The organism is Mesorhizobium sp. P2_E7, from assembly GCF_056403855.1.
This window is the reverse complement of record NZ_JBFUER010000005.1, coordinates 414,331-435,899: the sequence shown is the minus strand read 5'-3', so window position 1 is coordinate 435,899 and position 21,569 is coordinate 414,331. Positions and strand designations below refer to the sequence as shown.

Annotated in this window: 24 protein-coding genes; 20 read left to right on the top strand and 4 right to left on the bottom strand. The window is 63.4% G+C overall.

Features of this window, described 5'->3' with window-relative positions:
• Positions 1–2: 2 nt before the first annotated feature.
• The 8 genes from ureC to AC1DYC_RS24970 all read left to right on the top strand — a co-directional run bounded on the left by ureC (position 3) and on the right by AC1DYC_RS24970 (position 6,213).
• Positions 3–1,718: an urease subunit alpha gene (gene ureC, locus AC1DYC_RS25005; RefSeq protein ID WP_477410445.1), complete on the top strand. Its 1,716-nt coding sequence runs from the start codon at positions 3–5 to the stop codon at positions 1,716–1,718.
• 94 nt (positions 1,719–1,812) lie between these two features.
• Complete coding sequence (locus AC1DYC_RS25000) at positions 1,813–2,406, top strand: hypothetical protein (protein ID WP_477410444.1); 594 nt, start codon at positions 1,813–1,815, stop codon at positions 2,404–2,406.
• 43 nt (positions 2,407–2,449) lie between these two features.
• Positions 2,450–3,055, top strand: coding sequence for a glutathione S-transferase family protein (locus tag AC1DYC_RS24995; RefSeq protein ID WP_477410443.1), 606 nt, complete (start codon positions 2,450–2,452; stop codon positions 3,053–3,055).
• The gene (locus AC1DYC_RS24990) at positions 3,052–3,651 is read left to right on the top strand and encodes an urease accessory protein UreE (RefSeq protein ID WP_477410442.1); all 600 of its coding nucleotides are present in this window, start codon (positions 3,052–3,054) and stop codon (positions 3,649–3,651) included. The genes AC1DYC_RS24995 and AC1DYC_RS24990 overlap by 4 nt, the downstream gene beginning before the upstream one ends.
• Entirely contained in the window at positions 3,644–4,315 is a 672-nt protein-coding gene (locus AC1DYC_RS24985; protein ID WP_477410441.1) for an urease accessory protein UreF, read from the top strand. The genes AC1DYC_RS24990 and AC1DYC_RS24985 overlap by 8 nt, the downstream gene beginning before the upstream one ends.
• Positions 4,312–4,752, top strand: coding sequence for a DUF3995 domain-containing protein (locus AC1DYC_RS24980; protein WP_477410440.1), 441 nt, complete (start codon positions 4,312–4,314; stop codon positions 4,750–4,752). The genes AC1DYC_RS24985 and AC1DYC_RS24980 overlap by 4 nt, the downstream gene beginning before the upstream one ends.
• Positions 4,749–5,381 carry an urease accessory protein UreG gene (ureG, locus tag AC1DYC_RS24975; protein WP_477410439.1) on the top strand — a complete coding sequence of 211 codons (633 nt, stop codon included), beginning with the start codon at positions 4,749–4,751 and terminating at the stop codon, positions 5,379–5,381. The genes AC1DYC_RS24980 and ureG overlap by 4 nt, the downstream gene beginning before the upstream one ends.
• A 64-nt stretch (positions 5,382–5,445) precedes the next feature.
• Positions 5,446–6,213, top strand: a complete 768-nt coding sequence (locus AC1DYC_RS24970; protein ID WP_477410438.1) for a class II aldolase and adducin N-terminal domain-containing protein — start codon at positions 5,446–5,448, stop codon at positions 6,211–6,213.
• An 85-nt stretch (positions 6,214–6,298) separates the two neighbouring features.
• Here the strand turns inward: AC1DYC_RS24970 and AC1DYC_RS24965 are convergent, their stop codons facing one another.
• A complete protein-coding gene (locus AC1DYC_RS24965) occupies positions 6,299–6,931 on the bottom strand; it encodes an HAD family hydrolase (protein WP_477410437.1) in 633 nt (210 codons plus the stop codon).
• 213 nt (positions 6,932–7,144) lie between these two features.
• On the opposite strand from AC1DYC_RS24965, the gene AC1DYC_RS24960 reads away from it, so the two are divergent.
• Complete coding sequence (locus tag AC1DYC_RS24960) at positions 7,145–8,104, top strand: sugar-binding transcriptional regulator (protein WP_477410436.1); 960 nt, start codon at positions 7,145–7,147, stop codon at positions 8,102–8,104.
• 23 nt (positions 8,105–8,127) lie between these two features.
• Here the strand turns inward: AC1DYC_RS24960 and AC1DYC_RS24955 are convergent, their stop codons facing one another.
• Complete coding sequence (locus AC1DYC_RS24955) at positions 8,128–8,313, bottom strand: hypothetical protein (protein ID WP_477410435.1); 186 nt, start codon at positions 8,311–8,313, stop codon at positions 8,128–8,130.
• Positions 8,314–8,423: 110 nt separating this feature from the next.
• Between AC1DYC_RS24955 and AC1DYC_RS24950 the strand changes: the two genes are divergently transcribed.
• The 11 genes from AC1DYC_RS24950 (at position 8,424) to AC1DYC_RS24900 (ending at position 19,412) form a co-directional block, all read left to right on the top strand.
• Positions 8,424–9,332, top strand: a complete 909-nt coding sequence (locus tag AC1DYC_RS24950; protein ID WP_477410434.1) for a LysR substrate-binding domain-containing protein — start codon at positions 8,424–8,426, stop codon at positions 9,330–9,332.
• 283 nt (positions 9,333–9,615) lie between these two features.
• Positions 9,616–9,846: a hypothetical protein gene (locus tag AC1DYC_RS24945; protein ID WP_477410433.1), complete on the top strand. Its 231-nt coding sequence runs from the start codon at positions 9,616–9,618 to the stop codon at positions 9,844–9,846.
• A gap of 75 nt (positions 9,847–9,921) precedes the next feature.
• Positions 9,922–10,251 carry a hypothetical protein gene (locus AC1DYC_RS24940; RefSeq protein WP_477410432.1) on the top strand — a complete coding sequence of 110 codons (330 nt, stop codon included), beginning with the start codon at positions 9,922–9,924 and terminating at the stop codon, positions 10,249–10,251.
• Positions 10,252–10,503: 252 nt separating this feature from the next.
• Positions 10,504–11,814 carry an ABC transporter substrate-binding protein gene (locus AC1DYC_RS24935; RefSeq protein ID WP_477282938.1) on the top strand — a complete coding sequence of 437 codons (1,311 nt, stop codon included), beginning with the start codon at positions 10,504–10,506 and terminating at the stop codon, positions 11,812–11,814.
• 141 nt (positions 11,815–11,955) lie between these two features.
• Entirely contained in the window at positions 11,956–12,828 is an 873-nt protein-coding gene (locus tag AC1DYC_RS24930; RefSeq protein WP_477410431.1) for a carbohydrate ABC transporter permease, read from the top strand.
• Between the two features lie 11 nt (positions 12,829–12,839).
• Entirely contained in the window at positions 12,840–13,664 is an 825-nt protein-coding gene (locus AC1DYC_RS24925) for a carbohydrate ABC transporter permease (RefSeq protein ID WP_477282942.1), read from the top strand.
• A 51-nt stretch (positions 13,665–13,715) separates the two neighbouring features.
• Positions 13,716–14,720, top strand: a complete 1,005-nt coding sequence (locus tag AC1DYC_RS24920) for an ABC transporter ATP-binding protein (protein ID WP_477306071.1) — start codon at positions 13,716–13,718, stop codon at positions 14,718–14,720.
• Positions 14,717–15,487 carry an L-iditol 2-dehydrogenase gene (locus AC1DYC_RS24915; protein WP_477410430.1) on the top strand — a complete coding sequence of 257 codons (771 nt, stop codon included), beginning with the start codon at positions 14,717–14,719 and terminating at the stop codon, positions 15,485–15,487. Before AC1DYC_RS24920 ends, AC1DYC_RS24915 begins: the two co-directional genes overlap by 4 nt.
• A gap of 168 nt (positions 15,488–15,655) precedes the next feature.
• Positions 15,656–17,134, top strand: coding sequence for a mannitol dehydrogenase family protein (locus AC1DYC_RS24910; protein WP_477410429.1), 1,479 nt, complete (start codon positions 15,656–15,658; stop codon positions 17,132–17,134).
• An 11-nt stretch (positions 17,135–17,145) separates the two neighbouring features.
• On the top strand, positions 17,146–17,829 hold the full coding sequence (locus tag AC1DYC_RS24905; protein WP_477410428.1) for an HAD family hydrolase: 684 nt from the start codon (positions 17,146–17,148) through the stop codon (positions 17,827–17,829).
• The gene (locus AC1DYC_RS24900; protein WP_477410427.1) at positions 17,826–19,412 is read left to right on the top strand and encodes an FGGY-family carbohydrate kinase; all 1,587 of its coding nucleotides are present in this window, start codon (positions 17,826–17,828) and stop codon (positions 19,410–19,412) included. The genes AC1DYC_RS24905 and AC1DYC_RS24900 overlap by 4 nt, the downstream gene beginning before the upstream one ends.
• Here the strand turns inward: AC1DYC_RS24900 and AC1DYC_RS24895 are convergent.
• Both AC1DYC_RS24895 and AC1DYC_RS24890 read right to left on the bottom strand, forming a co-directional pair.
• The gene (locus AC1DYC_RS24895; RefSeq protein WP_477410426.1) at positions 19,405–20,505 is read right to left on the bottom strand and encodes an ABC transporter ATP-binding protein; all 1,101 of its coding nucleotides are present in this window, start codon (positions 20,503–20,505) and stop codon (positions 19,405–19,407) included. The two genes, AC1DYC_RS24900 and AC1DYC_RS24895, sit on opposite strands and share 8 nt — an antisense overlap.
• Before the next feature lie 2 nt (positions 20,506–20,507).
• Positions 20,508–21,554, bottom strand: coding sequence for an NAD(P)-dependent alcohol dehydrogenase (locus tag AC1DYC_RS24890; RefSeq protein WP_477410425.1), 1,047 nt, complete (start codon positions 21,552–21,554; stop codon positions 20,508–20,510).
• Positions 21,555–21,569: the final 15 nt, after the last annotated feature.

The window sequence follows — 21,569 nt, the reverse complement described above, 5'->3', positions numbered from 1 at the left end:
ATATGCCCGCCAGAATCTCCCGCGCCGCCTATGCGCAGATGTACGGTCCGACGGTCGGCGACAAGGTCCGCCTGGCCGACACCGAATTGTTCATCGAGGTCGAAAAGGACCTCACCATCCATGGCGAAGAAGTGAAATTCGGCGGCGGCAAGGTCATCCGCGACGGCATGGGCCAGAGCCAGGTGTCGCGCGCCGGCGGTGCTGTCGACACTGTCATCACCAATGCTCTGGTGATCGATGCCTCGGCCGGCATCTTCAAGGCCGATATAGGCCTCAGGGACGGACGCATCGCGGCCATCGGCAAGGCCGGCAATCCAGACACGCAGGACGGCGTCACCATCATCATCGGACCCGGCACGGAAATCATCGCCGGCGAGGGCAAGATCCTCACAGCCGGCGGCTTCGACGCGCATATCCACTTCATCTGCCCGCAGCAGATCGACGAGGCGCTGATGTCGGGCATCACCACCATGCTTGGCGGCGGCACCGGCCCGGCACACGGCACGCTGGCGACGACCTGCACGCCGGGCCCCTGGCACATGGCGCGGATGATCCAGTCCTTCGACGCCTTTCCGATGAACATCGGCCTGTCCGGCAAGGGCAATGCCTCGCTGCCGGCAGCGCTGGAAGAGATGGTGTTGGGCGGCGCCTGTTCGCTGAAGCTGCATGAGGACTGGGGCACGACGCCGGCGGCCATCGACTGCTGCCTGTCGGTCGCCGACGATTACGACGTGCAGGTGATGATCCACACCGACACGCTGAACGAATCCGGCTTTGTCGAAAACACCGTCGCGGCGATCAAGGGCCGCACCATCCATGCCTTCCACACAGAAGGCGCCGGCGGCGGCCATGCGCCTGACATCATCAAGGTCTGCGGCCTGCCCAACGTCATCCCGTCTTCGACCAACCCGACCCGGCCCTACACCGTCAACACGCTGGCTGAGCATCTCGACATGCTGATGGTCTGCCACCATCTTTCGCCGTCGATCCCCGAAGACATCGCCTTTGCCGAAAGCCGCATCCGCAAGGAAACCATCGCGGCGGAAGACATTTTGCATGATATCGGCGCCTTCTCGATCATCTCCTCGGACTCGCAGGCCATGGGCCGCGTCGGCGAGGTGGCGATCCGCACCTGGCAGACCGCCGACAAGATGAAGCGCCAGCGCGGTTCGCTGCCGCAGGAGACCGGCAACAACGACAATTTCCGCGTCCGCCGCTACATCGCCAAATACACCATCAACCCGGCCATCGCGCATGGCCTGTCGAAAGATATAGGCTCGATAGCGGTGGGAAAGCGCGCCGATCTCGTACTGTGGAACCCGGCCTTCTTCGGTGTCAAACCGGACATGGTGCTGATCGGCGGCATGATCGCCGCCGCCCCTATGGGCGACCCCAACGCCTCGATCCCGACGCCGCAGCCGATGCATTACCGGCCGATGTTCGGCGCCTATGGTAAGGCCAGGACCAACTCGTCTGTGACTTTCGTTTCCAAGGCGGCGCTGGAGTCTGGCCTGCATGGCCGGCTCGGCGTCGACAAGCAGTTCGTTGCCGTCGAAAATACCCGCAGCGGCATCGGCAAGCATTCCATGGTGCTCAACAATGCCACGCCGCATGTCGAGGTCGACCCTGAGACTTATGAGGTCCGCGCCGATGGCGAACTGTTGACTTGCGAGCCTGCAACTGTGCTGCCGATGGCGCAGAGGTACTTTCTGTTTTGATGCTAGAGGGGCGATTTGATCGACCCGGCAAAATCCGTTGCGACCCGGTCGGTGCCGCCGCAATATGCGGCTCAAAGAAACCGCGTAACAGGTCATGGCCACCGAAATCGTCTCCGCCCACGACATCTTCCCGCATATCCGTATCGTCATGGGCATGGTGATCGGGCTTGGCGTCACTCGCCTTTTGTCTGGGCTCGCGCGCATTGTCCAGCATCCCGGCCAGTACAAGCTCTACCCCGTGCACCTCGCCTGGGTCGCCTCCATGCTGTTGCTGCTGGTGCATTTCTGGTGGTGGGAGTTCGGCCTTTACACCATAGAGGTCTGGACCTTCGGCAAGTACCTGTTCCTGATCTTCTACGCCATCACGCTGTTCCTGCTCTGCGCTTTGCTGTTTCCGGATTCGATGCTCGACTACACCAGCTACGAGGATTTCTTCTATTCGCGCCGCGGCTGGTTTTTCGGCCTGCTGGCGACCACTTACCTGCTCGACGTGGTCGACACGCTGCTGAAAGGGCCCGAGCATTTCGCCCGCTACGGCAATGAATATCTGTTCCGCACGCCGGTTTTCGTGGTGCTGTGCATTGCCGCCATCCTGGTGCGGGACCGGCGCTTCCACATCGCCTTTGTCGTCGGCACGCTGATCTATCAGGTCTCGTTCATCCTGCGGCTCTTCGACACCATCGTCTGAGCGGGCGCGATGGTCTACGGTCCAGGAGAAAGAAGGTTCAACCATGTACAAGGCCATTGGATCGCGCGGCTCCCGCGTCAGCCGCGTTCTCTGGATGCTCGAGGAACTCGGGCAGCCCTATGAATTCGTCGAGGTCAAATTGCGCTCGCCGGAAGCCTATGCCCTCAACCCGTCGGGCAAGGTGCCGGTGCTGATCGACGGCGAGTTGACGGTGACGGATTCGGCGGCGATCTGCGTCTATCTCGCCGACAAGCATGCCGACAAGGGCTTGGGCGCCAATCCCGGCCTCGCCGGCCGCGCCGAGATGGATTCGTGGATGCATTTCGCCCAGTCGGAGTTCGAGGCGCCGCTGTGGAACAAGGTGCGCCATCGCTTCCTGCTGCCGAAGGAAGTGCGGGTCGATGTCGGCCCTGCCGCCGCCTACGACTTCGCCTCCGAGACCAAGGCGCTGGACCGCCGCCTGGGCGATCGGCCGTTTGCTCTCGGCGACCGGTTCTCTGCCGTCGACGTGCTGTTGGGCGACATGGGCAACTGGGCCCGCGCCGGCAAATTCCCGATCGAGTCCGAGTGCGTCAACGCCTATTTCGACCGCGTCTTGGCGCGGTCTGCCAGGGCGCGGGCGCAAGCCAATGGCGGAGCCATGCGATGAAACTCAACCTCAACACCGACTTCACCAAATTCCCGCGCGCCGTCCAGGTTTTGCCTGCCGGCAATGCAGGAACCACACCGCCATCCGGCCGCGCCGTTCTGCCCCATGATGAACGCCATCTGCGCCGGCGTGCCATCGAGCTTGCCGACGGCAGCAAGGTGCTGGTCGACCTGCCCGAGCCTGTGACCCTGAACGATGGCGACCGGCTGGTGCTGGAAGACGGCAGCCATGTCGAAATCATCGCAGCACCCGAAGAGGTCTACGACATCCGCGCCCGCGATGGCGTGCACCTGACCGAGCTTGCCTGGCATATCGGCAACCGGCATCTGGCGGCGGCGATCGAGCCAGGCCGCATCCTGATCCTACGCGACCACGTCATCAAGGCGATGCTGGAAGGGCTCGGCGCCACGGTGCGCGACGTCGCCGAGCCATTCAAGCCGGTGCGCGGCGCCTATTCCGGCGGGCATGATCACGGCCATGCGCATGCCGAGGCGCATGCACACAGCCACGCCGAGACGCATTCTCACTCGCACAGCGAATCCCATTCCCATTCACACAGCCATTCCCATGATGGGCATCATCACGACCATGACTGACCAGCCATCCGGCATCGCTTTGCTGCGGCTGATGGCGTGGCTGTCGCCGGCCTTTCCGGTCGGCGGATTTGCCTACAGCCACGGTCTCGAACGGGCGGTGCAGGACGGGTTGGTGGCCGACAGCGAGAGCCTCTCCGGCTGGTTGGAGACGCTGGTCGAGATGGGCTCGGGCTGGAACGACGCCGTGCTGTTCGCAGAAAGCTGGCGCCGAGCCCGCGACGGTGGCGACCTCGCCGAGATTGCCGATCTCGCCGAGGCACTGGCCGGCTCGCACGAGCGCCACACCGAAACCATGCTGCAAGGCGCCGCGTTTCTCAAGGCAGCGTCGGCATGGCCCAATCCCGTGCTGGCGCGTTTGCCGGCCGAATGCGCCTATTGCGTCGCCGTCGGCGCAGTGGCCGGCGGCAACGGCATTGCGCTTCAGGACGCGCTGTCCGCCTTCCTGCAGGCCTTCTTCTCCAACCTCGTCCAGGCGGCGATCCGGCTCGGCGTCGTCGGCCAAAGCGGAGCGACGGTGCTGCTCGCCGGCTTCGAGCCGCTGGCGTTGGCGACGGCCGAGCGGGCGGCCGGCTCGACATTGGACGATCTCGGCGGCTGCGCTTTCGTCTCCGACGTCATGGCGATGAAGCACGAGACGCAATATTCCAGGCTGTTCCGCTCATGACCACGCTCGCCTTCGCCCTCTCGGCCGTCCTGCTGCTGATCACGGCGCTGCATGCCTATTGGGGCCTTGGCGGCATCTGGCCGGGCAGGGACGGCGCTTCCTGCGCCCACGCTGTCGTCGGCTTTCGCGGCGTCGACGAGATGCCGACGCCGTTTGCCTGTTTTGCCGTTGCCGCGTGCCTGTGCCTCGCAACGCTGTGGCCTCTGGCGCTCGCCGGTGTCTTTGCCTCGCCTTTTCCAAGGGAAGGCCTCGCCGCCACAGCGCTGCTCATCGGGCTGGTTTTCCTCGGCCGCGGCATCGCCGGCTTCACGCCCTGGTGGCGCCGGCTGGCGCCGGAACAGCCTTTTGCCCGGCTCGACGTCAGTCTCTATTCGCCGCTGTGCCTGCTGATCGGGCTCAGCTTCGCAATCCTTGCCATCACGGAGTTTTCGGCATGACCCAGGCCAACGGCCCCCTTCGCATCGGCATCGGCGGCCCCGTCGGCTCCGGCAAGACGACGCTGACGGAAAAGCTCTGCAAGGCGCTGCGCGACGATTTTTCCATCGCCGTCGTCACCAACGACATCTACACCAAGGAAGACGCCATGATGCTGGCCCGCCTGCAGGCGCTGCCGGAAGACCGCATCGTCGGCGTCGAGACCGGCGGCTGCCCGCACACCGCCATTCGCGAGGACGCCTCGATCAATCTGCAGGCGATCGCCGGGCTCAACAAAAAATTCCCGGATCTCGACATCGTCTTCATCGAATCCGGTGGCGACAATCTTGCCGCCACCTTCTCGCCGGACCTTGCCGACCTGACGCTTTATGTCATCTCGGTCTGCCAGGGCGAGGAGATCCCGCGCAAGGGCGGGCCGGCGATCACCCGCTCCGACTTCCTCGTCATCAACAAGAGCGATCTGGCGCCCTATGTGAACGTCAATCTCGATGTGATGGAGAGCGATGCCGCCCGCATGCGCGGCAAGCGTCCGTTCGGCTTTACGGATCTCTCGCGCGGCAAGGGGCTGCAGGAGGTCATCGACTTCATCGTCGAGCATGGCGGGCTGCAACCGGCTCGCACGGCGGCCTGAGCCAGTACTTACCGGTTGCTGGCCGGGGTCGGGCGCGGCATTCTCCTGAAAACGGAGGTTTCAAATGAGCATCGCCCGCCTGCAGAAGGAAACGCGGACCAACCTTCCCTACTACGAAGAGCGCGTCGATCTCGCCGCGGCCTTCCGCTGGACGGCAAGGCTCAACATGCATGAGGCGGTGGCCAACCATTTCTCGCTGTCGGTCAACGAGGACGGCACCAAATTCCTGATGAATCCCAACCAGGTGCATTTCTCACGCATCAAGGCGAGCGACCTTCTGCTGATCGACGCCAACGATCCCGAAACGCTGTCCGGCCCGAACGCACCGGACCCAACGGCCTGGGGCCTGCATGGCGCCATCCATCGCAATGTCCCGCATGCCCGCTGCGCCATGCATGTGCATTCCATCCACGCCACCGTACTGGCCTCGCTGGCCGACTCGACCCTGCCGCCGATCGACCAGAACTCGGCGATGTTCTTCAACCGCCACGTCGTCGACGCCCATTATGGCGGGTTGGCTTTCGAGGAAGAGGGTGAACGCTGCTCGCAGCTTCTGACCGATCCCAAGGTCAAGGTCATGGTGATGGGCAATCATGGCGTGATGGTCATCGGCGACACCGTCGCCGACGCCTTCAACCGCATGTTCTATTTCGAGCGCGCCGCCGAGACCTACATCAAGGCGCTGTGGACCGGCCGTCCGCTGCGCACACTGTCCGACGCCATTGCCGAGAAGGCAGCGAGCGAAATGGACGACTATCCCGGCCAGGCCGAGCGTCATCTTGCCGAGCTCAAGGCGATCCTCGACGAGGAGGAGCCGGTGTACCGGAGCTGAGCGATTATTTCGCAACGCCGATAATTGGCGAAACCGTCAACACAGCCACCCTCTCCCCGTATAGTGACGGGGAGGAGGGATCTCCTCAGAGCCCCAACTGAGCCCGCAACTCTTCCGCGCTGTTGATCACGACTGCGCCCGGCGGTCCTGCCATCGGCGCTTCCGGCCAGAAGATCGTCCGCATCCCGGCCGCCAGGCCGGAGGTGGCGCCGGTCACGCTGTCATCGACAGCCACCGCGTCCGCAGGGTCGACCCTGGCCAGCCACGCGGCGCGCAGGAAGGGTTCTGGGTGCGGCTTGCCTTCGCGCACGTCATTGCGGCTGATCGTGCGCATGCCGGGATAGATCAGGCCGACGGCACTCAGATTGGCGTCGACGATCACCCGGTCGGAATTGGACACCACCGCCTGCTGGACGCCAAGCGCGCGCAATGCGTTGAACACCTCGATCGCCCCGGGGCGCGGCTTCAGCGTTGCGGCCATTGGCAGGTAGTGATCGTATTTGCGCACGATCCAGTCGTCGAAGGGCAGGTCGAGGCCGAACTCGCTGCGCAGCATCTCGTAGACCGGTCCGGCGGCGACGCCCAGCACCCGCTCATGCAGGTCGACCGGTGGCGCGATGCCGACGCTGCGCAGCGCCGCCACCAGGGCGGCTTCATGCAGCGGCTCGCTGTCGACCAGCGTACCGTCCATATCCCAGAAAACCGCTTTCGGCGTCATGCGAGGCTCCTTTTGCCGATCCCCTTAAAGCGTTTGTATCGGGAGATAAACCGCCGAACCCGTTCTCTGGCGATTTTGGTTGGGGCGATTGCCGCGTTGCAATCGGGCGGGCGCAGCAAGCAATTGCCCTCTCGATAGACAATTGCGCGCGGACGCATTCCCTGCAAGACTAAAGCGCTTCGCCCAAAGGGGGCGGGGCTTGGGAGGCGGACTTTGAATTCGCGGCAGGATGGCGGCAGCAACAGGCTGGACGAGGCAGCGCGCGCCGGCTGGCTCTATTATGTTGCCGGCAACACGCAGGACCAGATCGCCACCACGCTCGGCATTTCCCGGCAGACGGCGCAGCGGCTGGTGTCGCTCGCGGTATCGGAAGGGCTGATCAAGGTGCGCGTCGATCACCCGATCGCCAATTGCCTCGACCTTGCCGCGCGGTTGCGATCACGCTTCGCGCTCGATCTGGTGGAAGTGGTGCCGAGCGATCCGACCTCGTCCTCGACCACGATCGGCATTGCCGAGGCGGCCGCCGCCGAGATCGAACGGCGGCTCAGGTCGCCGACGCCGATCGTCATGGCCATCGGCACCGGCCGCACGCTGAAGGCGGCGATCGAGCAGTTGCCGCCGATGGAATGCTCGCAGCACAAGGTGGTGTCGTTGACCGGCAACATCTCGCCCGACGGTTCGGCCGCCTTCTACAACGTCATCTTCACCATGGCCGACAGGGTCAAGGCGCGCTCGTTTCCGATGCCGCTGCCGGTTATCGCCTCGTCGCCCGAAGAGCGCGAGATGCTGCTTGCCCAGCCGATGATCCAGCCGACGCTGGCGCTGGCGGCGGAAGCCGACGTCACCTTTGTCGGCATCGGCGATCTCGGCCCGAAGGCGCCGCTCTATGAGGACGGCTTCATCTCGGAAAGTGAATTGAAGGCGCTGCAAAAGGCCGGCGGCGTTGCCGAGATCGTCGGCTGGGTGTTCGATCGGGAAGGCCGCATGATCGAGGGCATCACCAACGACCGGGTGTCGTCGGCCGCTTTGCCGTCACGCGAAAAGTCGCTGGTCATTGCGCTCGCCATGGGCGAGCGCAAATTGCCGGGCATTCTGGCCGCCGTGAACCGGCGGCTGGTCAATGGCCTCATCACCGACGAGCGGACCGCCACGGCCCTGCTCGACGGCGCATGAGCTGGCGATAAAAATCGGCACGGCTATTTGTGCCGCCCGCAAACGTCGTTTCCATCGAGGAAACCCATGTCGCGCTGCAGATGCGGCGACAATTCCCGGACGTCGACATAGCTGCGCTTGCGCCTCACCAGCACCGAAAATTCGTGCGCCAGCACGGAAAACCAGCTCTGCGCCGGGGTTGAATGGAGCTTTTGCTGTACCGTGGTCATGATCTTCAGCCTCCGCTATGCTTGAACTGGATTGATCCTCGACACCAGATATCGGTCTGATCGGCTCCGGCTTCCAATCAAACGTCGATCATGACCCATAAGGAGGGCTTATGCCCGAACTCAAGGCACCACAGCTTGCCCAACTGCCACCGCTGCAGGCCATCAGGGTGTTCGAAGCGGTCGCGCGGCACCTATCCTTCACCAAGGCCGCGGAGGAGCTCGGCATGACCCAGGCCGCCGCCAGCTATCAGATCAAGCTGCTGGAAGAGCGCATCGGCTCGCCACTGTTCCTGCGCCAGCCGCGCCAGATCGTGCTGACCGAGCCCGGCCAGCGCCTGGCGCCCGCCGTCAGCGAGGCGTTCAGCCTGCTCTCAAGCGCCTATTCGGCCGCGCGCGGCGGCGCCGATGGCGTGCTTTGCGTGTCGACGCTGCTGACCTTCGCCTCGAACTGGCTGGCGCAGCATCTCGGCTCCTTCCAGCTCTCGCATCCGTCGCTGGCGGTGCGGGTCGATACCTCCAACAGGGTGGTCGATTTCGCCCGCGAGGACATGGACATCGCCATCCGCTCCGGCAGCGGTAAATGGCCGGGGGTGGAAACCCACCTTCTGTTCAAGGCCGATTTCACCCCGGTGCTCAGCCCGGCGCTCGCTGCCACTATCGGTGGCGTCCACGAACCGGCCGACCTGTTCAAGCTGCCCATTCTCGATCCCGGCGACATCTGGTGGCGGGAATGGTTCGCCCTTGCCGGCGTGCCGGCGGACGAACTTGCCAATCGCACGGGCACCAGCATGGGCGCGCAGGCCTATGAGGCGAATGCGGCGATCGCCGGCCATGGCGTGGCGATCCTGACCACGGCGCTGTTCAAGACCGAGCTCGCCGCCGGCCGCCTGATCCAGCCCTTCGACCTGGTTGGCGACGACGGCCATGCCTATTGGCTGGTCTATCCGACGGCGCGCCGCAACGTGCCGAAGATCCGCGCCTTCCGCGACTGGATCCTGGCCGAGATCGCCTGCGCCTAGGGCAATTCCAGGGAAAGAGCGGTTCGCCGTTTCCGTGAAGCGGTGAACCGCTCTGGGCAAAGTGATTCGCGGGCGAGTCTCTGAAGTGAATCGGCAACGCAAGCCAGACGTACGACAAACCCGCGAGTTCATGAATCAACAAGCGCAGCCGGGCCGCCCGGTTAACCAAGCCTGACAAAAACGCTGTCGATATCACCTGCCTGGCGTAGGCTTGTGCTTGTGGTGACTCAATTGAACTGGATCAATCCGTTGCAGGTTAACAACAGGATCGATCAGTGGGCTGATGAAAGTCTATCGCGTCGAAGAAATTGAAAACAACGCCGTGCGCACGACGCACGCAATCGAAGCATTTACGCCGTTTCAAGCTGCCATAAAGGCAATCGGCCGGGAAGTTAGGCTGCGCAAGGACGAAGCCAACTGGATCCGGGTGACGGAAACGCTGACCAGAGCCAAGCAAATTCGCGACGGCAGGGTTTTCGAATATTCCGTCGGAAGCTACCCGGCCCACGGCTAAAAGCCTTCGCACCGCAAAAAAGCTGCGAACAAAGGAGACCATGCCAAGGCTTCAGCGAGAGGGAGGCTTGGCGAGATGCTCAAATGGCGACTGTTCCAGGTCGCGATGGCAGCCGTGATTGCCGTGCCTTTTGGATTTGTAATCCTGTTTCAAGCGCCACGATGGCTCAGGAACCTGGTCATGTATCCGCTCGACAGCTCGTACCAAACCATCAGGCAAATTGTCAGGGACTACGACATCAATCGGCTGTTGTTCGGTCGGGATACCCAAGGGACTGCTCACGACACGGAATTCATCATTTTGTATGCGTATTTTTTCGTCCTCTCCTGGTTGTTGATCGTCGCTCTCGCCAAAATCCTGCGTCGGCGGAAGAGTCGATTGTCCGGGCAGCAGACTTCCGGCTGAGCCCTCGAAGGTCCTGGAAGGCATGCCGTCACGGCTCGCGGTCGGCGAAGCCGCGCCGGCTTTTGATCCCCTTCGCCTCTGGCTCCGGCCAACGGCTCCACACTTCCCTCGCTGAATCCCTTTCTAAATGCGTCGCGCGGCACCCGCGCTTGCTGCGCTGCAGCATCGAATCCGTCTTGACATAATTAATGCCAAGTGAGTAATTGCTCAGCACCAAGGCAAATGCTCATCTTGGTTCATGGGAGGAATTTGATGAAACTTCGCACGCTCACTCTGGGCCTGTTGTCGGCCAGCGCTTTCGCTTTCGCCGCGCATGCCGAATCCATCACCATCGCCACCGTCAACAATGGCGATATGGTCCGCATGCAGAAGCTGACGGACGACTTCACCAAGGCTAACCCCGACATCACGCTCAACTGGGTCACGCTCGAAGAGAACGTGCTGCGCGAGCGTGTCACCACCGACATCGCCACCAAGGGTGGCCAGTATGACGTGATGACCATCGGCACCTACGAGGTTCCGATCTGGGCCAAGCAGAGCTGGCTGCTGCCGCTCGACAAGCTCGGCGACGACTATGACGCCAAGGACATCATCCCGGCCATCGCCGGCGGCCTGTCGGTCGACGGCAAGCTCTATGCAGCGCCCTTCTACGGCGAGAGCTCCTTTGTCATGTACCGCAAGGACCTGATGGAGAAGGCAGGGCTGACCATGCCCGATGCCCCGACCTGGGACTTCATCAAGCAGGCCGCCGACAAGATGACCGACCGCGCCAATGGCGTGAACGGCGTCTGCCTTCGCGGCAAGGCCGGCTGGGGCGAGAACATGGCCTTCCTGACCGCCATGTCGAACTCCTTCGGCGCCCGCTGGTTCGACGAGAACTGGAAGCCGCAGTTCGATCAGCCGGAATGGAAGAACACGCTGCAGTTCTATGTCGACCTGATGAAGGCCGACGGTCCTGAGGGCGCCTCGTCCAACGGCTTCAACGAAAACCTGGCGCTGTTCCAGCAGGGCAAGTGCGGCATGTGGATCGACGCCACCGTCGCGGCGTCTTTCGTCTCTGACCCGAAGGCCTCCACCGTCGCCGACAAGGTCGGTTATGCTCTCGCTCCCGACAACGGTCTCGGCAAGCGCGGCAACTGGCTGTGGGCCTGGTCGCTGGCCATTCCCGCCGGCACGCAGAAGGCAGACGCAGCTCAGAAGTTCGTCTCCTGGGCAACCAGCAAGCACTATGCCGAACTCGTCGCTTCGAAGGAAGGCTGGGCCAACGTTCCTCCGGGCACGCGCTCCTCGCTCTATGCCAATGCCGAGTACCAGAAGGCAGCACCTTTCGCCAAGATGACGCTGGACTCGATCAATGCGGCCGATCCGACGCATCCGACCGTCAAGCCGGTGCCGTATGTCGGCGTCCAGTTCGTCGCCATCCCTGAGTTCCAGGGTCTCGGCACCACTGTAGGCCAGCTCTTCTCGGCCGCTCTTGCCGGCCAGTCGAGCGTCGACGATGCCCTGAAGCAGGCCCAGGACGCTGCCACGGCAACGATGACCGAGGGCGGTTATATCAAGTAGGCTCCTCCCGGTGCCGAATGCCGGTCGTCGATCATGACTGGCAACGGCCGCCCGAATCCCAGTTCGGGCGGCCGCCTTCACAATCCCAGGAATTGTGGCACAACTCTAAAAATCTGACCGACCTTTGGAAGGGTGACCGTCATGGCTACTCAGCAGACCCGTTCGCTTGCCCGCTTCATGATGGCGCCATCCGTGGTGCTGCTGTTCGTCTGGATGATTGTGCCGCTGGTCATCACCTTGTGGTTCTCCTTCCAGCAGTACAACCCGCTCAACCCGATCCGCGATGGGTTCGTCGGCTTCTCGAACTACGCGTTGTTCTATTCCAACCCGGCCTTCCTCCAGTCGATCCTTAACACGCTTGTCCTGGTGGGCAGTGTGCTGCTGATCACCGTTATCGGCGGCATCATGCTGGCGTTGCTGATCGATCAGCCGATGTGGGGACAGGGGATCGTGCGCATCCTCGTCATCTCACCGTTCTTCGTCATGCCGCCGGTCGCGGCGCTTGTGTGGAAGAACATGATCATGCACCCGCAATACGGTGTCTTTGCCGACATTGCGCGCTTCTTCGGGGCTCAACCGATCGACTGGTTCGGGCAGCATCCGATGATGGCGATCATCATCATCGTCGCCTGGCAGTGGCTACCCTTCGCCACGCTGATCCTTTTGACTGCGCTGCAGTCGCTTGATGGCGAGCAGAAGGAAGCCGCCGAGATGGACGGCGCCGGCTTCGTCAGCCGCTTCATCTATCTGACGTTGCCGCACATGTCGCGCGCCATCACCGTCGTCATCCTGATCCAGACCATCTTCCTGCTGTCGGTCTATGCCGAAATCCTGGTCACCACCAATGGCGGCCCCGGCTACGCCTCCACCAACCTGCCCTTCCTCGTCTACCAGAAGGCATTGCTGGAGTTCAAAATCGGCCAGGCATCCGCCGGCGGTGTCATCGCCGTCATTCTCGCCAACATCGTCGCCTTCTTCGCCATGCGCGCGGTCGGCAAGAACCTGGACAAGTAAGGGAGGATACGATGGCACGTGCAGTCACCACCCAACACAAGGTCATTGCGACAGGCGCCGCCTGGATCGTCGCGCTGCTGATCTTCTTCCCGATCCTCTATACGATCATCACCTCGTTCAAGTCTGAGCAGGAGGCCATCCAGGGCTTCGCGCTGATTCCGTCGGGGACGTTCGAGAGCTATACCGAGGTCCAGGCGCAGAGCGGCTACTTCAAGTTCTTCTTCAACTCGGTGCTGCTCTCGGTCGGCTCGACCATCCTCGCGCTGCTGGTCGCCGTGCCGGCTGCCTGGTCGATGGCTTTCTCGCCGAGCAAGCGGACCAAGGACATTTTGATGTGGATGCTGTCCACCAAGATGATGCCGGCGGTTGCGGTGCTGTTCCCGATCTACCTGATCTTCCGCGACACCGGCCTGCTCGACAGCCGCATCGGGCTGATGGTCATGCTGATGCTGATCAACCTGCCGATCGTGATCTGGATGCTCTACACCTACTTCCGCGAAATCCCGGGCGAAATCCTCGAAGCCGCACGCATGGATGGCGCAACCTTGTGGGGCGAGATCATCTATGTGCTGACCCCCATGGCGGTGCCGGGCATCGCTTCGACCATGCTGCTCAACATCATCCTGGCATGGAACGAAGCGTTCTGGACCATCCGGCTGACCACCACCGAGGCGGCGCCGCTGACGGCCTTCATCAGTTCGTTCTCAAGCCCGCAAGGCCTGTTCTGGGCCAAGCTTTCGGCGGCCTCGACGCTGGCGATCGCCCCCATCCTGATCATGGGCTGGTTCAGCCAGAAGCAGCTGGTGCGCGGCCTGACATTTGGTGCTGTGAAGTAACGGACGTTGCCTGAAGCAACCGGCGAAAAATAACCCCTCGGGGAGGAAACCATGGGAAACATCACGCTCAAGAACGTCTCCAAGCACTTCGGATCGACGGTCATCATTCCAGGCCTCGACCTTGTCATCGAGAATGGCGAGTTCGTCGTCTTCGTCGGCCCGTCGGGCTGCGGCAAGTCCACGCTGCTGCGCCTCATCGCCGGTCTCGAGGACACCAGCGGCGGCACCATCAACATCGATGGCCGTGACGTCACCGGCGAGGCGCCAGCCAAGCGCAAGCTTGCCATGGTGTTCCAGTCCTATGCGCTCTACCCGCATATGACGGTGGCCAAGAACATCGGCTTCCCGCTGAAGATGGCGGGCGAGGATGTGGCGACGATCGACAAGAAGGTGAAGGACGCCGCGCGCGTGCTGAACCTCACCAACTATCTCGAGCGCCGGCCCGGCCAGCTATCCGGCGGCCAGCGCCAGCGCGTCGCCATCGGCCGTGCCATCGTGCGCCAGCCCTCGGCCTTCCTGTTCGACGAGCCGTTGTCCAACCTCGATGCAGCACTGCGCGGCACCATGCGGCTGGAAATCAGCGAGCTGCACCATCAGCTCAAGACGACGATGATCTACGTCACCCACGACCAGATCGAAGCCATGACCATGGCCGACAAGATCGTCGTGCTCAACGCCGGCAACATCGAACAGGTCGGCTCGCCGATGGAGCTCTACAAGTCGCCGAAGAACCTGTTCGTGGCAGGCTTCATCGGTTCGCCGAAGATGAACCTGATCGAAGGCGCGCCGGCCGCCAAATACAATGCCAAGACCATCGGCATCCGTCCCGAGCACATGAACATCTCGACCACGGCGGGCGACTGGAAAGCCGTCGTCGGCGTTGCCGAACATCTGGGATCCGACACCTTCCTGCACGTCCAGGCTGATGGCGTCGGGACGCTGACCGTGCGCGCCGATGGCGAAATGCCTGTCCGTCACGGCGACACGATCTACCTCACGCCAGACAAGGTCCGGATGCATCGCTTCGGCCCCGACGGAAAGGCGCTGACGCAGTGAGGCTGAAAGGTAAATCGGCGCTGATCACCGGCTCCGCGCGTGGCATAGGCAGAGCCTTCGCCGAAGCCTATGCGCGTGAAGGTGCTGTAGTCGCGATCGGCGACATCAATCTGGAGGCCGCGGAAAAGACAGCCTCGCAGATTGGCAGCAGTGCCTATGCGGTGAAGCTGGACGTCACCGATCTTGCTTCGATCGAGGCGGCGGTGAGCGCGGTCGAGAAAAAGACCGGTGGGCTGGACATACTGATCAACAACGCCGCTTTGTTCGACCTGGCGCCGATCGTCGAGATCACCAAAGCGAGCTACGACAAATTGTTTTCGGTCAACGTGGCCGGCACCTTGTTCATGCTGCAGGCAGCGGCCCGTTCGATGATCGCAAGGGGTAAGGGTGGCAGGATCATCAACATCGCCAGCCAGGCCGGACGGCGCGGCGAGCCGCTGGTCGCCGTCTACTGCGCCACCAAGGCTGCGGTCATCTCGCTTACCCAGTCGGCAGGGCTCGACCTGATCAAACACCGCATCAACGTCAATGGCATCGCGCCGGGCGTCGTCGACAGCGATATGTGGGACGAGGTCGATGCGCTGTTCGCCAAATACGAGAACCGGCCGAAGGGCGAGAAGAAGCGGCTGGTCGGTGAGGGCGTACCTTACGGCCGCATGGGCAGGCCGGAGGACCTGACCGGCATGGCGGTGTTCCTGGCCAGCGACGATGCCGAATACATCGTCGCCCAGACCTACAATGTCGATGGCGGCCAATGGATGAGTTGATGGGGATGGGCTGAGGGGGAGGCGCGCTCCCTTCCTCCGGGAGAAGGCGTCGCAGGGCGGGGCGGCATGAAGCCAAAGGCACGTGCCGCCCACGCGCTCTCCTCAGAGGGTTGAGGGCGGAATTGTCAGGCCGGCAGACGGGTAAGCACCGGCAAAAGGGTAAAGCAGATGACCGTGAAACTCTCTTCCTCCATCCTCGCCAAGCTCCCCGCCAAGGTTGCCGGTCCGCAGTATGACCGCGCCAGGCTCAAACCCGGTATTGTCCATTTCGGCGTCGGCAATTTCCATCGCTCGCACCAGGCCGTCTATCTCGACGACCTCTTCAATGCGGGTATCGGCCATGATTGGGCGCTGATCGGCGCCGGCGTCTTCGAGGGCGAGAAAATCGGCCGCTCCAAGCTGCAGGAGCAGGACTGGCTGACCACCGTGGTCGAGCAGGATTCCGACCATATGAGCGCCCGCGTCACCGGCGTCATGATCGACTTCCTGACGCCGGGCGATGCCGACGCCATCATCGACCAGCTTGCCGATCCGGCAATCAAGATCGTCTCGCTGACCATCACCGAAGGCGGTTACTTCATCGATCCGGCCTCCGGAAAATTCAACTCGACCCATCCCGACATCGTCGCCGACGCGCAGGCCGGCACGACGCCGAAGACGGTGTTCGGCCTCATCCTTGCCGGGCTGATGCGCCGCCGCGCCGACGGCATCGTGCCGTTCACCGTCATGTCCTGCGACAACATCCCCCATAACGGCCATGTCACGTCGGATGGCGTTATCGGGCTGGCCCGCCTGATCGACGAGGATCTGGCCAATTGGGTCAGCGACAACGTTGCCTTCCCGAACGGCATGGTCGACCGCATCACGCCTGCCACCTCCGATCGCGAGCGCGGCATCCTGGCCACGGAGTTCGGCCTCGAGGACAATTGGCCGGTGTTCTGCGAGCCGTTCAAGCAATGGGTGCTGGAGGATCATTTCACCGACGGTCGTCCGCCGCTGGAGAAAGTCGGCGTGCAATTCGTCAAGGACGTCGCCCCCTATGAGCTGATGAAGATCCGCATTCTCAACGGTGGCCACGCCACCATCGCCTATCCGGCGGGGCTGATGGACATCCATTTCGTCCACGAGGCGATGCAGGAGCCGCTGGTTCGCGACTTCCTGGCCAAGCTAGAACATGACGAGATCATCCCGACCGTGCCGCCGGTGCCCAACACCGTGCTGGAGGACTATTACCAGCTCATCGAGCACCGGTTTTCCAACCCGAAGATCGGCGACACCATCCGCCGGCTCTGCCTCGACGGGTCCAACCGGCAGCCGAAATTCATCATCCCGACCATTGCCGACCGGCTGAAGGCCGGAAAGGGCGTCGCGGGTCTGGCGCTGGAATCGGCACTGTGGTGCCGCTATTGTTTCGGCACCACCGACAGCGGCGCCGTCATCGAGGCCAACGACCCGAGCTGGGACCGGCTGCAGGCAACCGCCAAGGCGGCCAAGGACAAGCCCGGCGCCTGGCTTGCGATGGAAGACATCTATGGCGATGTTGGCCGCTCGGCACCTTTCGCCGAGGCCTTCGCCCACGCGCTCAACGTTCTGTGGGCGAATGGCGCGCGCGCGACGCTGACGCGCTACATCGCCGGCAAGCTCTGACGCGAGCCGCAATGACGCCCGAACTGGTCATCTTCGACTGTGACGGCGTGCTGGTCGACAGCGAGGCGCTGTCCGTCTCGGCTTTGCTCGGCATGATCGCGGCTGCCGGCGGCTCGGTCAGCGAGGATGCCGCCTACGAGCACTTCCTCGGCAAGAGCATGAAGAGTGTGCGCGAGATTCTCGGCCGCGATTTCCGCATCGACATCACCGACCGGCATCTGACCGACATGCGCGTCGAATTGATGCGTAAATTCCGCGAGGAGCTGAAGCCGATCCCCGGTGTCAGCGACATCTTGCCGAGGCTTGGCGCACCCTGCTGCGTCGCCTCCTCGGGCACGCTCGATCGCATCCGTTACGCGCTCGACGTCACCGGCCTGCTCGGGCTGCTCGAGCCGCATCTGTTCAGCGCCGCCATGGTCGCGCGCGGCAAGCCGGCGCCGGACCTTTTTCTGCATGCCGCCGCCGCCATGGGCGCCCATCCGCACAACTGTATCGTCGTAGAGGACAGCCCGGTCGGCATCGCCGCTGCGCGTGCCGCCGGCATGCGCGTCTTTGCCTTCACCGGCGGTTCGCACGCCGGCAACCCGGCCTTGAAAGCGCGGCTTGCGTCGAGTGAACCGGACTTTATATTCGCTGACATGCTGCAATTGCCCGATCTGATTGCAGGCCTGGGAGCGAGAGTAAAAGCATCTTGACGAAAAGCTTCGTTTGCGCGGTCGATGTCGGCACCGGGAGCGCCCGCGCGGGCATTCTCGACACGTCAGGCACCTTGCTCGGCCGCGCCGAGCATCCGATCGTCATGAACCAGCCGAAGGCCGATCACGCCGAGCACAATTCTCAGGATATCTGGTCGGCAGTCTGCATCGCGGTCCGCGCCGCGCGTGAAAAGGCAGGCGTGGCGGCGCAAGACATTGTCGGCATCTCGTTCGACGCCACCTGCTCGCTGGTGGTGCTGGACAGAAACGCTGGCCAGCTCAGCGTCTCGGTGACCGGTGAGCGGCGCTGGGACACCATCGTCTGGCTCGACCACCGCGCCATTGCCGAAGCCGACGAATGCACGGCAAGCGGCCATGCGGTGCTCGACTATGTCGGCGGCGTCATGTCGCCGGAAATGGCGACGCCGAAGCTGATGTGGCTGAAGCGCAATCTGCCCGGCACATGGCATGAAGCCGGCTATCTATTCGACCTCACCGACTTCCTGACCTGGAAGGCGACCGGCTCGCTGGCGCGTTCGCAATGCACGCTGACCGCCAAATGGACCTATCTGGCGCATGAACAAACCGGCTGGCGGCGCGATTTCTTCGAGACCGTCGGGCTCAGCGATCTGTTCGAGCACGGCAACCTGCCGGAAAAGGCAAGCGCCGTTGGCGCCGACATCGGCACGCTCTCGACGGAAGCGGCGGCGGAGCTTGGCCTGACGGAAAACTGCCGCGTCGGCGCCGGTGTCATCGACGCCTATGCAGGCGCGCTTGGCGTGCTCGGCGGCTTTGCCGGCGATCAACAAAATATCGGCAGGCATCTGGCGCTGATCGCCGGCACCTCGTCCTGCGTCATGGCGATGTCGCCCGACCCCCAGCCCTTTGCCGGCGTCTGGGGTCCATACTATGGCGCCGCACTGCCAAAGCTGTGGCTGTCGGAAGGCGGCCAGTCGGCCACCGGCGCGCTGCTCGACCACATCATCCGCTGGCACGGCGCCGGCGGCGATCCGGACGCGGCCATGCATGCCAAGATCGCCAGGCGTGTCGCCGAACTGCGCATGGCCGAGGGCGACAAGCTCGCCGCCAGGCTGCACGTACTGCCGGATTTCCATGGCAACCGCTCGCCCCTTGCCGATCCGCATGCCGTCGGCGTCGTCAGCGGGCTGACGCTGGATTCCTCCTTCGACAGCCTGTGCAAGCTCTATTGGCGCACCGCCGTCGGCATCGCGCTCGGCGTGCGCCATGTGCTGGAGGCGCTGAACGAGAACGGCTACTTGATCGACACGCTGCATGTCACCGGCGGCCACACCAAGAACCCGCTTTTGATGGAGCTTTATGCTGACGCCACTGGCTGCGCGGTGATCGAGCCGTTGGCCGACGAAGCTGTGCTGCTCGGCACCGGCATGGTCGCCGCCACCGCCGCCGGCCTGTTTCCCGACTTGAACGCCGCCTGCGTCGCCATGCAGCAAGGCGGCAGGACGCGGGCCTCGAACCCGGCCGCGTCAGGCCGTTTCGACCGCGACTACAAGATTTTCCTCGAAATGCACCGGCAGCGGCAGGCGCTCGACGCGATCAGCTAGGCTTCTGCGCTCTGCGCAAGGATACACCTGACGTCGCCTCGAACAGGTGGACGCTGTCCTCCTCGAATGTATAACGCACCGGCGCGCGCAACGCCGGGCATTCGCGGGCCGGCACAAGCGCGCTGACCTCCTTGCCGCCGCAGGCGAACGTCACCAGCGCGTCATTGCCATGGAACTCGATGAGATCGGCAGTGCCTTGCAGGAGGTTGGTACTGTCCCCGGCGTCGGCGGTCTTCAGGTCCGGAGGCCGAACCCCAAGCACCGCGCGATGGACGCCTCGTAGGTCGAAACCGGAGCCTTCGATGGAAAAGGTCGTGCCGGCACCCGTCAGCGCCCAGCAGTCGTCCTTCCGACCGACCGCCACGTCGATGAAATTCATGTTCGGCGTGCCGATGAAGCCGGCGACGAACAGATTGCCCGGCTGCCTGTAAATCTCGGCCGGCGAGCCGATCTGCGCGATGACGCCGTCCTTGAGCAAAACGATGCGGTCCGCCAGCGTCATCGCTTCGAGCTGGTCGTGGGTGACGTAGACGGTGGTGGTCTTCAGCGACTGATGCAGCCGGGCGATCTCGACCCGCATATGGTTGCGCAGCTTGGCGTCGAGATTGGACAGCGGCTCGTCGAACAGGAACACCTTCGGCGTCTTGATCATGGCGCGCGCAATCGCCACGCGTTGCTGCTGGCCGCCGGAAAGCTCCGTCGGCTTGCGGGCCAGGTAGGGTTCGAGGCCCAGCGTCTTGGCCACAGCCTCGACCCGCTTCTGGATCTCGGCCGCGGGCACCTTCTGCCGCTTGAGGCCGAAGGCGATGTTGTCGAAGATCGTCATGTGCGGGTAGAGCGCATAGTTCTGGAACACCATGGCGATGCCACGGTCGCCAGGCTCGAGATCGTTGACCACTCTGCCGCCGATCGACACCTCGCCGCCGCTGATATCCTCCAGCCCGGCCAGCATCCTCAACAAGGTCGACTTGCCGCAGCCGGAAGGCCCGAGGAAGACGACGAACTCATGCTCCTCGATCGAGAGATTGAGATCGCGGATGACGGTGGTGGCGCCGTATGCCTTGTCGACATGGGAACAAACGATCGCGGACATGATCAGCCCTTCTCGCCGGTAAGCAGGATTTGCAGCTTGACGTCCTGCGGATTGCCTTGCGCCGCTCGCTCGAAGGCCTCGATGCTGTCGGCAAATGCATAAGTGCTGGTGATCAGTGGCTTGAGGTCGACCTTGCCCGAGGCAATCAGCTGCAGCGCGCGGTCGAAGATGTTGGCGTAGCGGAACACCGTCTCGATGCGCACTTCCTTGGAGATCGCCGCCGGCACGTCGAGGCTGACCGGCTCCACCGGCAACCCGACCAGCACCACAGCGCCGCCCGGCCGCACGACGTCGAACAAATCGGCGAATGCCCTAGGGCTGCCGCTCGCCTCGAAGACAATGTCCGCGCCCCAATTGTCGGTCGCGGCTGCGACGGCATCGACCAACGCCTGCTCGCCGATATTGACCGGCACGATGCCGGCATATTGTGCGGCGATCTCGAGCTTGGGCGCCGAGAAATCGGAGATCAGTACTTTCGAGCAGCCGCCGGCAAGCGCGGCAAGCGCGATCATGATGCCGATCGGGCCGCAGCCGACGACCACGGCGACATCGCCCGGCACGATACGGGCACGGCTTGCCGCCTGCATCCCGATGGCAAAGGGCTCGACCATCGCGCCTTCGGCAAACGAGACGTTGTCGGGCAGCCTGTAGGTGAAGGCGGCCGGGTGGACCGCAAAGGGCGCAAGAATGCCGTGCACCGGCGGCGTCGCCCAGAAGGAAACGTCCGGGTCGACATTGTAGATGCCGAGCTTGGTTGCCCGCGACGACATGTTCGGCACGCCCGGCTCCATGCAGACGCGGTCGCCAACCTTCAGTGTCCTGACATTGGCGCCGACCTCGACGACCGTTCCCGCGGCTTCGTGGCCGAGCACCATCGGCGCCCGCACGACATAGCTGCCGATGGCGCCATGCGTGTAATAGTGCACGTCGCTGCCGCAGACGCCGACCGTGTGGATGGCGATTTTGACGTCGTCCGGTCCGACGTCGAGCGGCAGCGCGATCTCGCGCAGCGACAGTTCGCCTTTTTTCTCAAGCACCAGTGCCCGCATCGGTCAGTCCTCGCA